Here is a 14,544-nt window from a genome sequence, read left to right as displayed (position 1 = left end):
CGCTTGCTGGCGGCTCAGGCCGCCAGCTTCGATCCCGGCGTGAAACGTGGCTTGAGCTCCACCACCACCGGCGCATCCACGATCGCGCTGCGCGGATCGGCCGAGAAGATCCCCCAGCGCGCGGCGCGATCACCGACGTCGATCCGCGAGGTGAAGCTGGCGATGAACGGCGCGCCCAGCAGGCCGAGCGCTACCGGAAGCTCCCACAGCGCGCCGCCCACCTCGGACAATGCCATCGTCCAGAAGATCAGGCCGGCCAGCATGTGCCAGCGATAATGATCGAACGTCTCTGCCAAGCTGAGCCCGTCGGCGTCGCGCCGCTGCGGCTTCCAGCCGCTCGGGCGGCCACCGAGGATCTCGGCGATCGCGATCGACTGCGAGATCATCATGATCGGCGCGGTGATGATCGACAGCGGGATTTCGGCGGCGATGCCGAGGAAAATCCGGCGCCACCCGCCCATCATCCGCACCAGCCGCGCATCGTGTGCCGCCCAGATCACCGCCAGCAGCCGCGTGCCGAACAGCAGCACCACGGTCAGCGCGATCAGCCATACCGGCGTGCCGAGATCGGCCATCGGCGTGCCCGTGCGCACCGCCTGGAACAGGCCGAGCGTGAGCGCCAGCAGCCACAAGGGCGAAGTGATGTAGGCCGATGCGCCCATCAGCAATTGCAGCCGGTTGATCCAGTGCATCCCCGGCGTGTCGAGCAGGCGGAGATGCTGGAGATTGCCCTGCGCCCAGCGGCGGTCGCGAACGCCATGATCGACCAGGGTCGGCGGGCATTCCTCGTAGCTGCCGGCATCCAGCAGCATCAGCCGCGCGCCCCAGCCACGCCGCCGCATCAACGCCGCCTCGACCATGTCGTGGCTCATGATGTGGCCGCCGAGCGGCTCGGGGCCGGCGAGCTTGGGCAGGCCGCAGCTCTGCGCGAATGCGGCGGTGCGCAGGATCGCATTATGGCCCCAGAAGGTCGCCTCGTCGCCCGACCACCAGGCGAGCCCCGCGCTGGCGATGGGCCCGTAAAATGCGGTCGCGAATTGCTGCCAGCGCGCGAACAGCGTCTTGCCGCCGGTCAGCAGTGGATTGGTCTGGATCAGGCCGAGGCTGGGCTCGGCCTCCATCCCCGCGGCCAGCCGCACCATCGTCTCGCCGGTCATCAGGCTGTCGGCGTCGAGCACGATCATCGCCGGATAGCCGCCGCCGAAGCGTCGCACCCAGTCGCCGATATTGCCGGGCTTGCGCGCCTCGTTGAACGTGCGCCGACGATAATAGACCGCGCCGAGGCCGAGGTCGCGCAGGCGGTGTGCTGCGGTGCGCTCGACCGTCTCCGCGTCGCGATGCGAATCGCTGAGGATGAAGAAATCGAACAACGTGGCGGCGCCGACCTTGTCGAGCGAGCGCATCATCCGCTCGATCCGGTCCTCCACCTGCCCCATATCCTCGTTGTAGACGGGGATCAGCACCGCGGTGGGCGACCTCGGCAGGACCAATTGGTCGCCGTCGGGCGCGCGCCGCGCGGTCAGCAACGTCACCAGTCCGGCCACCGCATTGAGAAAGCCGAACGCGATCCATGCGAACAGGGCGAGGCACAGCAAGGTCGCCGCGAGATCGATCACGTCGAACCCGTCGAGCGCGAGCGGGCGGGCGATGCCGCAGCTCGCGACCAGGCCGATGATGGCGCTGCCGAGGATCAGGAAGGCGCGCCGCCCGTCGGGCGTCTGGCGCAGCCGACCCGCGCGGGCTGCCGGGGCCTGCCCGAAATCCTGGATCGGCATTGCCAGCGGCTGTTCGGCCGGCAAGTCCGCCTCGGTTCCCCACGCCGTATAGCTCATCGCCGGTTCCGCCCTCGTCATATGATCTGGTACAGCAGCGTTTCGGTCAACGCCGTGCCCCCCGACCGAAGGCATGCCCGCATATTTGTCGGCTTGCCGTCGGTTTCACTCGCCTCAACGATCATTCGCCAGGTTTCGTTGCGCCCCACGACCGGATAAACGGAAACGCTGAGCGGCTTGCCCCGGTCGAACGTGACGTCGGCCGTCACGCCGCTCGTCCGCCCAAGCCCCTTGAGCGCCGGTCCGGCGAAGTCGATCACGATCCGCGTGGCGTGCGGAATCGGCGGCTGGCCGGGAATGCCGGCGGTGCCGCGCCACAGGTCGGTCACGCGCGCGCCGGGCAGCGGCTCGGTCGCGGTCCAGCGCAGGCGATAATCGAGCGCGAGGCGCATGCCCGGCGCGGTCTTGGTGGCGGGCGTCCAGAAGGCGACGATATTGTCGTCGGTCTCGCCGCCGGTCGCCATCTCGAACAGGGTCACCGCGCCCTTGCCCCACGCGCCCTTGGGCTCGACCCACAGGTTCGGCCTTTTCTCGTAGAAGATGCCGTCGTCCTGGTAATGATCGAAATTGCGGTCGCGCTGGAACAGCCCGAACCCCTTCGGATCGGTGTCGGCGAAGCTGTTGGTAACGCTCTGCCGCGGATTCTGCAGCGGGCGCCAGATGCGCTCGCCGGTACCGCTCAGCATGGCGAGCCCGTCGCTGTCGTGGATCTCCGGCCGCCAGTCGACCGCCTGCGGGCGATCGGCCTCGCCATACCAGAACATGCTGGTGCACGGCGCCACGCCCAGCCGCGCGACGGCGCGGCGGAACTGCATCGCGCAGCTGATATCCTGCGTCACGCCCTCGTCGGTGCGGCGCACGACGATTCGCCACGCGCCGGCCACGCTCGGCGAATCGAGCAGAGCGTAGATGGTCAGCGCGTTCGTGCCGGCGGGCTCCAGCCACAGATGGGTGAAGCGCGGAAACTCTTCAGGCGACGACAGGCCGGTGTCGATCGCCAGCGCGCGTGCCGACAGGCCATATTGGTCGAGCGCGCCGGCCGAGCGGAAATAGGAAGCGCCCTGCATCGCGAACCAGTCGCCGACATTGTTCGGGTTCATCAGGCGGAAGCCCGAAAACCCCTCGACCCCGGCCGGGATCTGGTCGGCGCCGGTGAACAGGTCGCGGCGGAATGGGAAGGGGCGGGCGCGCCCATTCTCGACCAGAGCGATCTCGACGGGCGTATGCGCATATTTGTTGAGTGGGAAGAAGCGCACGCCGGGGATGCCGTTGGTGCCCCACACCGTGCGATCGTCGCGATAGGCGATGTGGTTGAGCGTGTCGTAGGTGACCGCGCTCGAGCCCTTGGCCGGCGGCGGCGGCGCGACATAGGCGCGCGCGGCGAGCGCACCGGCGCGCGCCACCAGCCAGTTCCAGGAGAAAGCCGTGCCGGCCGGTGCGGCGGCGCGGGCGACGCCCGGCACCAGCATCGCGGCGGCGCCGGCACGAACCAGCGCCGCGCGCCGGGTGACACTTTCGTTCATCATCCCTTAAAGCCCCTGACGCCGCGCGCCTTAACCCCGCATGAGCCCGGAATGACGCGCGAGCGCCCGACGCGTTCCACGCGCAAGGTTCAGTCGCGTTCCACGCACAACGCGATGCCCATGCCGCCGCCGATGCAGAGCGTGGCGAGGCCTTTCTTCGCGTCGCGCGCCTGCATCGCGTAGAGCAGGGTGGTCAGGATGCGCGCGCCCGATGCGCCGATCGGATGGCCGATCGCGATCGCGCCGCCATTGACGTTGACCTTCTCGGCATCCCAGCCGAGCTCCTTGCCCACCGCCAGCGCCTGCGCGGCGAACGCCTCGTTCGCCTCGATCAGATCGAGGTCGCCGAATTCCCAGCCGGCCTTGGCGAGCGCCTTGCGGCTGGCGGGCACCGGGCCGATGCCCATGATCGCCGGATCGACGCCGCACGAGGCGAAGCTCTTGATCCGGGCGAGGATCGGCGTGCCGCGCCGCTCGGCCTCGTCGGACGAGGTCACCACCAGGGCCGCCGCGCCGTCATTGAGGCCCGAGGCGTTGGCGGCGGTGACGGTGCCTTCCTTCTTGAAGGCGGGGCGCAGGCCGGCGAGGCTGGCCACCACCACGCCCTCGCGGATGAATTCGTCCTTGTCGACGATCGTGTCGCCCTTGCGGCCCTTGATCGTCACCGGCGCGATCTCCGCGTCGAACCGGCCTTCGCGGCGTGCCGCCTCGGCCTTGTTCTGGCTGCGGCAGGCGAAATCGTCCTGCTGGTCGCGCGTGATCTGGTACTTCTCCGCCAGATTCTCGGCGGTGATGCCCATGTGATAGCCGTTGAAGACGTCGGTCAGCCCGTCCTTGATCATCGTGTCGATCAGCTCGAGATTGCCCATCTTCTGCCCTGCGCGCAGCGCCTGCGCGTGCGGCGAAAGCGACATATTCTCCTGCCCGCCCGCGACGATCAGCCGCGCATCGCCGGCGATGATCGCCTGCGCAGCGGTGGCGACCGCGCGCAGGCCCGAGCCGCATACCTGCTGCACGCTCCATGCGGGCACTTCCTTGGGGATGCCGGCGGCCATCGACGCCTGGCGCGCCGGATTCTGGCCCTGCGCGGCGGTGAGCACCTGGCCGAGGATCACCTCGTCAATCTCTTCGGGCGACACGCTCGCCTGCGTCAGCGCGGCCACGATCGCGATCCGGCCGAGCTCGTGCGCCGGCGTCGCCGCATAATGGCCGAGAAAGCTGCCCACCGGGGTCCGCTTGGCGGCAGTGATGACGACGTCAGTCACGGGATATTCTCCTGGCGTGGAACGGTTCGGGCGCCGCCTATCAGCTTCCCGGAAGGTCGGAAAGCCACGCGGCCAACGGTTCCCACAGATGGGAACGCGCGCGCCCACCGACAATCATGCCGACATGGCCGAGCGCGAGATCGAGGCGGGTGCCGATGCCGACCGCGCTGGCATGCGGCACGATCCGATCGGTGGTCGAGGCGATCTCCAGCACGGGCATGTCGAGCCGGTCCGCCTCGATCGTCGCGCCGCCGACGCGCCATTGCCCGCTGCCGGGAAGGTCTGTGGCATAGAAGCCCTCGAACAGGTCGCGCGCCGCGCCGCGCGTCAGCGGCGGCCCGTCATTGGCCCAATCCTCCAGCCGGACGAAGGCGCGCAACGCCTCCTCGGTGGGCGGGTCCATCCCGAGCCGCTCGAACTTGGCGACGGTGCGGCCGGGATCGAGCCGCCAGAAGGCCGCCTGCAGCAGGTCCATCGGCAACAGGCCCAGCGCATCGGTCACCGGGCCGGCCTCACGCCACAGCTCCGCCAGGGCGATGCGATCCTCCGCCGGATAATGCCCGAAATGCCACGGCGTCGCGATCAGCGCGAGCGCGCGGACGGGGGCGAGCTGAGCGGCCGCCACCGCCATCGTCCCGCCGAGGCAATAGCCCGCCAGCACCGGCGGCTCGCCGATCGCCGCGATCAGCGGCAGCAGCAGGCGCTCGACATGGCCCGATATGTCGAGGTCGGTCTCGTCGGCGGCAGGCGCGCCCCAGTCGAGCAGCAGCGGCCGCACCCCGCGCGTCGCCAGCCAGCGCAGCAGCGAGCGCTCGGCATCCAGATCGAGCACGTCGGGCGGGTTGATGAGCGACGGCACGAACAGGATCGGCCGGCCCGATCCGCCATAATCGCGCAGGCAGGCGCGACCGACGCGGGCGATTTCGGGCGGCGGTGCGGCGGCCTCGCCGCGCGGTGCCTGCTGGTAAACCCGCAAGCCGCGCAAGGCCGCCGCCAGCCGTTCGGGCGCGTCGGCCGTTTCGCTGCGCAACATCCTCAGGAACAACGGCAAAGGCCGCGGTCTGTGTTGCGCCGCACCAATGGTTGGTGCTAGGTTAACCGATACTACGGAAGAGGGTGGGCGCATGGCAAAATCGTCGGATGGCTCAGGCATGGTCATCATCAAGAAGTACGCCAATCGCCGGCTCTACAACACCGAGTCGTCGAGCTACATCACGCTTGACCATCTCGCGCAGATGACGCGCGAAGGGCGGGACTTCAAGGTCATCGACGCCAAGAGCGAAGAGGACATCACCCACAATATCCTCACCCAGATCATCGTGGAGGAGGAGAATCGCGGGCAGACGATGCTGCCGGTCAGCTTCCTGCGCCAGCTGATCTCGCTCTACGGCGATTCGATGCAATCGATGGTGCCGCAATATCTGGAAGCGTCGATGGAGGCGTTCCGCCGCAACCAGGATCAATTCCGTCAGGCAATGGAAGGCGCGTTCGCCGGCGGCCCGTTCGCCGAGATCGCCAAGCGCAACCTCGACATGTTCGAAGCTGCGGCGGCGGCCTTCAAGGCCACCGGCGTGACGCCGCCCGGCATGATGATGCCCGGCGCGATGCCCACGCCCCCCGCCGCGCCATCGTCGGACAAGGAGGATCTCGCCACGCTCAAGGAACAGCTGGCGAGCCTGCAGACCAAGCTGGACAAGCTCGCGCGCTGAGACGGCGCGGCGAAGGGCGGTAGGCCGAGGCGGCGACCGCCCCCCAGCCGGCCAGCGAGATGAACAGGCCGAGCCATTCCTGCGGCAGCCGCCCGATCTCCAGCCGGCAATCGGCAGGCGCGCGCACCAGCAGCGCGCTGTCGCGATCGCGTCGGGGCGGCGATGACGATCCGTCGTCGCAGCGCGCCTGCACCGACGGATAGCTGAACATCGCGCCCGGATGGCGTCGCGCGGTCGCGGTCGCTGCTTGAAGCAGGTGGGTGCGGGGTGCACGTCCCATGGCGACCGCACCGGCGGGCAGATATTCGATCACGTCCTGCCGGCCGGGAATCGGTAGTGGGGTCATGGCATCGCCGTGTAGCGGGTTGGCCGGCGATAGCATCGTCAGCGCGAAGGCGAGCAGCGGCAGCAGGATCGCGACTGTCGTCACCGGCGATCCGCGCCGACCGGCCGCCACGGTCGCGAGGCCGAACTCGGCCAGCGCCAGCGCCCGCCACGGAAACTGGACCGCCTTCAACACCGGCAGCGACCAGAAGCCCGGCAGCAGCCCTGCAGCGATCGCGGCGATGGCCACCGTCCATATCGTCCAGAAGCCGGGGCGGCGCCCACTCAGCAGCAGCGCCGTCGCGGCGGTCGCGAGCGCGAGGCCGTCGAACAGCAGCACGTAGCTGGTACTCGTCCAGCGCGCGGGGTGCAGCAGGCTCCAATTCGCGGGCTGCAGGAACGGCACGTCCCACAGCGAGCCGAGCGCTACATGATGTTGCAGCGTCAGTGCGGGCACGAGATAGATCGCCGCGCCGGCCAAGCCCGTCGCCAGCCCCGTCGCGACCGGCAGCAGGCGTCTTATGTCGCCCTGCGCGGACCACAAAGCGAGCGGAGCCACCAGCAGCACGCTGGCGATCACTGCCGTCGGCAAATGCGTCATGATGAGCGCGGTATAGGCAATCGCGAGCGGCCAGCTGCGCCCGCGATCCGCCGCATGGCAGATGCCGATCGCGACGAGCGGGATGATCGCGAATGCGCAGAATTCGGCGAGCGCACCGCGCCCGTAGAAGTCGATCACGTGGTACGGCAGCACCATGTAGAGCAGCGCGCCCGCCAATGGCGCCGCGGCCCGATCCTTCAGCCACGCATGCATCGCGAGGCCCGATCCGAACCACGCGCAGCCGAATGCGAGCAGCAGAGCGGGGTAGGTGGCGATCCCCGTCAGCCCGATCAGCCCCGCCAGATGGAAAGACAGCGGCGCATAATAATAGAAGACCGGCGCGCCCAGGCCGCCATAGGACCAGGGCAGCCAGCGCGGATAGGGGTTGCCGGAGCGCAGCAGCATCGTGAACTGTTCGGACCACGTCCGGTCGATCCAGAAGCTGTCATGCGTCATCGCCGGCGCGAGGAAAGCGGGCAGCAGCAGGGCGACGGTGAGCAGCAGGATCAAGGCGGCCGGCACGAGCCTCGTCGCGCGCCGTGGCGCAAGGGTCACGACCGGCGGATCCAGACGTCGAGCGTCATCCCGTCCATCACCACGCGCCCGGCGCGGCGATAGGCAGCGTCGCGTGTCGCGCGCAGCAGGCGATAGACTGCCATGTTCATGTCGCGCGGCGTGTCGTCGGTGACGAGCGCCAGCGGGCGCGCCTTCATCACGCGCCCCAGTTCCGCCACCGCGTCGGTGCCGGTCGCCCCCGCTTCCTTGGCGCCGAGCAGATGATCGGGGAAGATGTAGGGGGTGACGAAGCAGGCGTTGGTCAATTTGTAGAGGATGGGCGGGCCGGCCAGCAACTCCATGCAGCCCGTGTCGACCTGCGGCGGGATCAGCGCGACGAGTTCGGCGATCTGGTCGCGCGAATGCCGCGTCGTCGCGAAATCGGGATAGGAGAGGTGGCTGAGCGGTAGAAAGATCGCGGTGAACGCGAAGAACGGGCCGACCGGGCGCTGGCGGAAAATGGGCGAGGCGCCGACTGCGAACGGCACGAACAGCGGCAGCATGTAGTGGAAGAACAGCGCGCCCACCGAGAAGAAGCCGCACAACGCCGCCACCATCCAGCCGCCGACCAGCAGCAACCGGCTCCGGGCGTCGCGCGAGCCGGTGCGCCAGACGTAGCAGAGGCTCGCGAGGAAGCAGACGAGGAGCGGCACGACGTGCAGCAGCATCTGGACGATGCGGTGATGCAGCTCCGCCGACGATGCCGGACCGCGGTGGAAGATCGAGACGAAATTCGAATACCAGAAGATGTCGAGGTGGCCGAGCGCGGCGTAGACCGCGATCGCCGCGATGGTGGGCACCAGCGCCGTCAGCGCGAAAGCCGCCGTCAGCGGGATCGCGGTCAGCAGCCCGCCGCAGCGGCGGATGCTCCACCAGGCTAATAGAAGGCCGAAATAGAGGCCCTCGAACAAGGCGGTATATTTCACCTGGATCGCGACGCCGGTCAGGGCCATGGCTGCGAAGCCGAGCGTGCCGAAACGGCGCAGATCGCGCGTCTCGCCCGCGGCGAAGATGCAGCACGCCGCCATCGCCATGAACAGATTGTAGAAGACCGGCGACTGGCCGCCACCGCCTTCCACCGTTTCGATCCAGACGAGATAGACGAGGCCGGCGGCGACGCCCCCGAACGTGCCCGCCGTCCGGCGCGACAGCAGGAAGATGCAGGCGGCGGTCCCGCCCGCGAACAGAGCGGCGACGATCTGATATTGCAGGATCCCGTCGCCGCCGAGCAGGCGAATGGCGGCGTAGACAAGGAACAGCCCGATCGGCTTGCGATCCCAGATATCGACGTAGGGAATGGCGCCGTGCAGCATCCGGTCGCCGACGAGCAGGTAGAATTCTTCGTCGACATGGAAAGCAGGGTCGCCGAAGCTCGGCAGCCGCAGCAGGAGCGCGGCCGCGATCAGGCCGAGCGTCGCGGCAACGGCCGTGGACATGGCCGGGATGCGCGCGATGGGCTTCAGGGTTGGGGCGAGGCTGGCCATCGCTTCAACGCGCGGCGGAAATTGCCGTCGAGGAAGCGATCACAAACAGCTCTCGAGATAGGGCTGGTCGAAGCCGAACTGCTTGGCCTTGTCGAGCGTGTAGGGGCGCAGGCCCATCGACTTGTAGTCGCCCAGGATCTTCCCCTCGGCGCTCTCGTCCAGATATTCGAACTTGAAGAGCTCCTGCGTGACGATCACGCTGCCTTCCATCCCGATCACCTCGGTGATGTTGGTGACGCGGCGGCTGCCGTCGCGCAGGCGCTTGACCTGGACGATCAGGTCGACCGAGTCCGCGATCTGGCGGCTGATCGCTTCCTTCGGCACCTTGATGTCGCTCATCAGCACCATGTTCTCCATGCGGGCGAGCGCCTCGCGCGGGGAGTTGGAGTGGAGGGTGCACATCGATCCGTCGTGGCCGGTGTTCATCGCCGCGAGCATGTCGAAACATTCGGCGCCGCGAATCTCGCCGAGGATGATGCGGTCGGGTCGCATGCGCAGCGCGTTGACGACGAGGTCGCGGATCGCGATCGCGCCCTGGCCCTCGAGGTTGGCGGGGCGCGTTTCCAGCGGCAGCCAGTGCGGCTGCTGCAGCCGAAGCTCGGCCGCATCCTCGATCGTGATGACGCGCTCGCCCGGATCGATCATTTTCGACAGCGCGTTGAGCATCGTCGTCTTGCCCGAGCCGGTGCCGCCCGAGATGATGACGTTCATGCGGCACGCGCCGGCGATCTTGAGCACGGTCGCCATCTTGGTCGACATCGAGCCGCCATTGGCCATCATGTCGATCGTGATCGGCTTGGCCGAGAATTTGCGGATCGAGATGGCGGTGCCGCGCAGCGAGAGCGGCGGCACGATCACGTTGACGCGGCTGCCGTCGGCGAGGCGTGCGTCGGCGAGCGGAGTGGTCTGGTCGACGCGGCGGCCGACCTTGCTGACGATGCGCTGCGCGATCTGGAACAGATGCTCCTCGTCGCGGAACTGGATCGGCGCGATCTCCAGCTTGCCCTTGCGTTCGACGTAGGTCTGGTCGGGGCCATTGACCATGATGTCGGTGATGAGCGGATCGGACAGCAATTCCTCGAGCGGGCCGAGGCCGAGCAGCTCGTCGACCAGCATCTTCTCCAGCGCGAACTGCTCACGCCGGTTGAGCGTGATGCGCAGCTCGGCGAGCACCTCGCCGACGATCGGGCGGAATTCCTCGGCCAGCTCATCCTTGGACAAGGTCGAGGCGGCTTCGGGATCGACGCGTTCGAGCAGGCGCGGCAGCACCTGTTCCTTGATCTTGTGGACCGAGGCCTCGAACCCTTCGAGGCGGGATATGGCGTGATCGGAGGCGGAGGCCATGCGATCGGCAAGCCGCGACATCGCATCCTGCGGTGCGCCGGCGACGGCGCTCTCCAGCGTCTGCGGATCCAGCGTCGGGAATTGGGCGCCGCCTTCGAGGCCGCTATTGCTCTGCATCGGGCGCGCCACGCCGAAGGTCGCGCGCGCGCCGATCGTGCCCCCCCGTTTACCGAATGCGCTCATACTCTACGCGCCGCCCTGTCATTCTGTCGCCGCCGACGGGATAGAGTGCAAAGCTTGCCAAGGGTTTAAGCATGATGCGCAGCCTGCCGCAGATGCGAAGCGGTGATGACGCGGGCGGCACGGTTGTGTAACGGGTATGCCGATCATGCTTGCGGGGGTGGGCGATGCAGAAAGTCGGTCGTCCATATCTCTATGCGCTGATCGCGGCGCTGGTGCTGATTCTGCCGGTGCTGCTGAACGGCGCGGCCTTCTTCTATGAAGACAGCATCGGCTATGTCGGCAAGGCGGTCGGTCCGGTCCGCGCCGCCGGGCTGCATCTGAAGGCGGGCGACGACTGGCTGGCGGCGGCCAAGCACCACGATGCGGCGGCGGCTCCGGCCGTCGCGACGGTGGCGACACCCGCGCCACAGGCCGCGCCGATGGCGCCGGCGGCCGCGCCGCGCGTGTGGATTGCGGGCCGGTCGCTGGTCTACAGCGTCGCCACCTATCTGCTCTACGCCGCCGGCGGCTTCACGCTCGTTGCCTTCTGGCAGGCGCTGATGATCGCGGTGCCGCTCGCGCTCGTTTGGATGCGCTGCCTCGGGCTTTCCGGCTGGAGCCTGATCGTCGGGGCGGCGGTCCTCGCTGTCGCCAGCTCGCTCCCGCTGTTCGCCGGGCTGGTGATGCCTGATTATGCGGCGGCGCTGATCGCTTTGATCCCGGCGATGCTGCTTGCCTTCGGCGCCCGGCTGCGCTCGCTCGACCATGTCGTCCTGTTCGCGCTGCTCGCTTATGCGGCGATGCTGCACGACAGCCATGTCGTCGTGCTGGCGGGCATGCTGGCGCTGTGCGCGATCGTCGCCTTGCTGGTGCGCCGGCAGGGCGGAAGCGCGGCGTGGCCCTGGACGACGGCGTTCGCCTTGCTCGCGGCGATCTTCTACCTGCAGGCCTTCGCGCTCGTCGCGCGCAAGACGACGGGCCTGCCGCTGATGCGGCTGCCACACCTGACCGCGCATTTTGCCGAGAGCCCGATCCTCTCGGGCTATCTGGCGCGCACCTGCCCCGGCAACGGCTTCCTGCTGTGCGACTATCGTAACCGGCTGCCGGTGGTGTGGACCGATTTCCTGTTCGGCCAGCATTTCTATGGCGGCATGGACTATGCCGGTCAGCGCCGCCTGTCGGATCAGCAGGTGCCGCTGCTGATCGCGATGGCGAAGGATCGGCCGGTCGCGGTCGCGACCTTCCTGGCGGGCGACGCGCTGCGGCAGGTGGTGCTGTTCAGCTATCTCGACCTCGATCAGGCGCGCAAGCTGCCCTTTTTCGCGGCGATGCCCGCGCCGCAGGTCGCGCGCATCGAGGCGAGCGCGGTCGTCCGCCATCCCGGCTGGCTCGACGCGCAGGATCTGCTCCAGCGGGTCGTCGTCTGGCTTTCGCTCCCGGCGCTGGCATTGATCGCGTGGCGGCTGCGCGGCGATACGCACGCGCGCGGCTGGCTGCTGCTCGCGGGCATCGTCTGCGCGGGCGTGGTGCTGAACGGGCTCGCCTGCGGCCTGCTCGCTTTCCCTTATGATCGCTTTCAGGCGCGCGTGATCTGGCTGCTGCCGTTCCTCGCCCTCAGCGGCGCCGCGCTCATCAAACGTCAATCATCCGCCACTATCACGCCCCCCGGAGGCCCGTTCGATGCATGACACGCTTGCCCGTCCGCCGGTGAAGGCCGGCCTGGGCGAATATATCCGCATCGCGCGGTTCGATCACATGACGAAGCATGTCTTCATCATTCCCGGCTGCGTGCTCGCCTACATTTTGCGCGGCGTCCACACGCCGTCTTTGCTGCTGTCGGCCGTGTGCGGGTTGCTGGCGGCGGTGACGATCGCCTCGGCCAATTACGTCATCAACGAATATCTCGACCGCGATTTCGACCGCCACCATCCGACCAAGTCGCAGCGCATGGCGGTGCAGACCGAAATGTCGGGTGCGATCGTCTGGGCCGAATGGGCGCTGTTCGTGGCGATCGGACTGGGCGCGGCGTCGATCGGCGGTACGACCATGCTGGGTGCCGCGATCATCTTCGCGGCGCAGGGCATCGTCTACAACGTCCCGCCGCTGCGGTCGAAGAACAAGGCCTATCTCGACGTCATTTCGGAATCGATCAACAATCCGCTGCGGCTGGTGATCGGCTGGACGATCATCGATCCGATGACGCTGCCGCCCTCGTCGGTGATCCTCGCTTACTGGCTCGGCGGTGCGTTCCTGATGGCGGCCAAGCGCCTGTCCGAATATCACGAGATCGTCGCGTCGCACGGCAAGGAGCTGCTGATGCGCTACCGCGCCAGCTTCGCCGGCTATACCGAGCTGTCGCTGACGCTCTCCTGTTTCGTCTATGCGATGCTGAGCGGCTTCTTCCTCGCGGTGTTCCTCATCAAATATCGCGTCGAATATATCATCACGCTCCCGGCGATCACGGCCTTGTTCGCGCAATATCTTGCGCTGTCGATGCAGGTGGAATCCACTGCACAGAAGCCCGAGAAACTGTTTCGCGAGCGCGGGCTGATGCTGACCGTCGCGATCCTGAGCGGACTGTTCGTGCTGGCGACGCTGGTCGACATGAAGCCGCTCGACACGCTCACCAGCCAGCACTTCATCGCGGTCGACTGAGCGTGGCGGCCGATCCCGGCTTCGACTGGGCGGATATCCGCCTGGTCGCGTTCGATGTCGACGGCACGCTCTATCGCCAGCGGCCGCTGCGGCTGCGCATGGCGCTGGCGCTCGCATTGCGGGCCGGCGGGGCAGGGGGGCGGCGCACGCTGCGCGTCCTGAGCGCCTATCGCCGCCTGCGCGAAGACTATGGCGAGGCCGAGCGCGACGATGTCGAGGCGACACTCGTCGCCGCCACCGCCGCGGCTGCGGGCGTGAGCGCGGACGAGGTCACGCGCACCGTCGCCGAGTGGATTCACCGCCGGCCGCTGCCGCACCTTCGCGCCAGCATGTATGCCGGGTTGCCGGGCCTGTTTGCCGCGATCCGTGCCTCGGGTCGGACGATCGGCATCCTGTCGGATTATCCCGCCGCCGCGAAGCTCGCTGCGATGGGGCTGGCCGCCGATCACATGCATGGGCCCGACACGCCCGATTTCACCCGCCTCAAGCCGAGCCCGCACGGGCTGCTGGCGTTGATCGCCGCGGCGGGCGTGGCGCCGCACCAGACGGTGCTGGTCGGCGACCGGCCCGAGCGCGACGGCCTCGCCGCGCGCCGCGCGGGAGCGCACAGCCTGATCCGGAAGAGCAAGCCGGTCGCCGGTTGGACCTGCTTCGCGCGCTATGACGATCCGGTGTTCGCGCCGTTGCTGGCGGGGGCATGAGCGGGCCGCTGCTCTCCGGTCGCCTGCTGCGCTATGTCGGCACCGGCGGCACGGCGGCGGTGGTCGATATCGGGCTATTCGCCTGTCTCGTGCGGGCCGGGCTGATCGTACCGCTGGCCGCCTGCCTCAGCTTCGCGATGGCGGCGGTGGTGAATTACTGGCTGACCAGCCGCTTCGTGTTCGGCCATCGGCGCAGCGTCGCCGGCTTCGCGCAGTTCCTCGCGGCAGCATTGATCGGGCTGGCGATCAACGTGAGCGTGACGACGCTCGCCGCCGCGTTGCTGCCGATCCCGCCCGTCGTCGCCAAGCTGATCGGCGTCGGCGTGGCGTTCGGCGCGAACTTCCTGCTCAACGCGCTAATCGTGTTCCGCCCGCGCACGCGCTGAGCG

12 protein-coding genes are annotated in these 14,544 nt (G+C 68.3%); 5 read left to right on the top strand and 7 right to left on the bottom strand.

Annotation, left to right across the window (positions count from 1 at the left end):
* Positions 1 to 14: 14 nt before the first annotated feature.
* From mdoH to K8P63_RS13700, 4 genes are all read right to left on the bottom strand, one after another.
* A complete protein-coding gene (gene mdoH / locus K8P63_RS13715) occupies positions 15 to 1,832 on the bottom strand; it encodes a glucans biosynthesis glucosyltransferase MdoH (RefSeq protein ID WP_223796587.1) in 1,818 nt (605 codons plus the stop codon).
* Between the two features lie 17 nt (positions 1,833 to 1,849).
* The gene (locus K8P63_RS13710; protein ID WP_223796586.1) at positions 1,850 to 3,355 is read right to left on the bottom strand and encodes a glucan biosynthesis protein; all 1,506 of its coding nucleotides are present in this window, start codon (positions 3,353 to 3,355) and stop codon (positions 1,850 to 1,852) included.
* 89 nt (positions 3,356 to 3,444) lie between these two features.
* The gene (locus K8P63_RS13705; RefSeq protein WP_223796585.1) at positions 3,445 to 4,620 is read right to left on the bottom strand and encodes an acetyl-CoA C-acetyltransferase; all 1,176 of its coding nucleotides are present in this window, start codon (positions 4,618 to 4,620) and stop codon (positions 3,445 to 3,447) included.
* A 40-nt stretch (positions 4,621 to 4,660) separates the two neighbouring features.
* A complete protein-coding gene (locus K8P63_RS13700; protein ID WP_223796584.1) occupies positions 4,661 to 5,653 on the bottom strand; it encodes an alpha/beta hydrolase in 993 nt (330 codons plus the stop codon).
* A gap of 91 nt (positions 5,654 to 5,744) precedes the next feature.
* On the opposite strand from K8P63_RS13700, the gene phaR reads away from it, so the two are divergent.
* Positions 5,745 to 6,329 carry a polyhydroxyalkanoate synthesis repressor PhaR gene (gene phaR, locus K8P63_RS13695; RefSeq protein ID WP_223796583.1) on the top strand — a complete coding sequence of 195 codons (585 nt, stop codon included), beginning with the start codon at positions 5,745 to 5,747 and terminating at the stop codon, positions 6,327 to 6,329.
* Here the strand turns inward: phaR and K8P63_RS13690 are convergent.
* From K8P63_RS13690 to K8P63_RS13680, 3 genes are all read right to left on the bottom strand, one after another.
* On the bottom strand, positions 6,277 to 7,809 hold the full coding sequence (locus tag K8P63_RS13690) for a glycosyltransferase family protein (protein ID WP_223796582.1): 1,533 nt from the start codon (positions 7,807 to 7,809) through the stop codon (positions 6,277 to 6,279). The two genes, phaR and K8P63_RS13690, sit on opposite strands and share 53 nt — an antisense overlap.
* The gene (locus tag K8P63_RS13685; protein WP_223796581.1) at positions 7,806 to 9,245 is read right to left on the bottom strand and encodes an ArnT family glycosyltransferase; all 1,440 of its coding nucleotides are present in this window, start codon (positions 9,243 to 9,245) and stop codon (positions 7,806 to 7,808) included. The genes K8P63_RS13690 and K8P63_RS13685 overlap by 4 nt, the downstream gene beginning before the upstream one ends.
* 87 nt (positions 9,246 to 9,332) lie before the next feature.
* The gene (locus K8P63_RS13680) at positions 9,333 to 10,820 is read right to left on the bottom strand and encodes a CpaF family protein (protein ID WP_223796580.1); all 1,488 of its coding nucleotides are present in this window, start codon (positions 10,818 to 10,820) and stop codon (positions 9,333 to 9,335) included.
* 164 nt (positions 10,821 to 10,984) lie between these two features.
* Between K8P63_RS13680 and K8P63_RS13675 the strand changes: the two genes are divergently transcribed.
* Genes K8P63_RS13675 through K8P63_RS13660 form a run of 4 tightly spaced genes read left to right on the top strand, consistent with a single transcriptional unit; the run spans position 10,985 to position 14,541 of the window.
* Positions 10,985 to 12,487 (top strand): hypothetical protein, encoded by a 1,503-nt coding sequence (locus K8P63_RS13675; RefSeq protein ID WP_223796579.1) that lies wholly within the window; start codon positions 10,985 to 10,987, stop codon positions 12,485 to 12,487.
* Positions 12,480 to 13,454, top strand: coding sequence for a UbiA family prenyltransferase (locus K8P63_RS13670; RefSeq protein ID WP_223796578.1), 975 nt, complete (start codon positions 12,480 to 12,482; stop codon positions 13,452 to 13,454). Before K8P63_RS13675 ends, K8P63_RS13670 begins: the two co-directional genes overlap by 8 nt.
* A gap of 2 nt (positions 13,455 to 13,456) precedes the next feature.
* Positions 13,457 to 14,155, top strand: coding sequence for an HAD family hydrolase (locus K8P63_RS13665; RefSeq protein ID WP_223796577.1), 699 nt, complete (start codon positions 13,457 to 13,459; stop codon positions 14,153 to 14,155).
* A complete protein-coding gene (locus tag K8P63_RS13660; protein ID WP_223796576.1) occupies positions 14,152 to 14,541 on the top strand; it encodes a GtrA family protein in 390 nt (129 codons plus the stop codon). The genes K8P63_RS13665 and K8P63_RS13660 overlap by 4 nt, the downstream gene beginning before the upstream one ends.
* The last annotated feature ends 3 nt before the right edge of the window (positions 14,542 to 14,544 follow it).

Source organism: Sphingomonas nostoxanthinifaciens, assembly GCF_019930585.1.
Classification (GTDB): domain Bacteria; phylum Pseudomonadota; class Alphaproteobacteria; order Sphingomonadales; family Sphingomonadaceae; genus Sphingomonas_I; species Sphingomonas_I nostoxanthinifaciens.
Note: the sequence above shows the minus strand (reverse complement) of the source record. Positions and strands in the feature narration are given on the sequence as shown.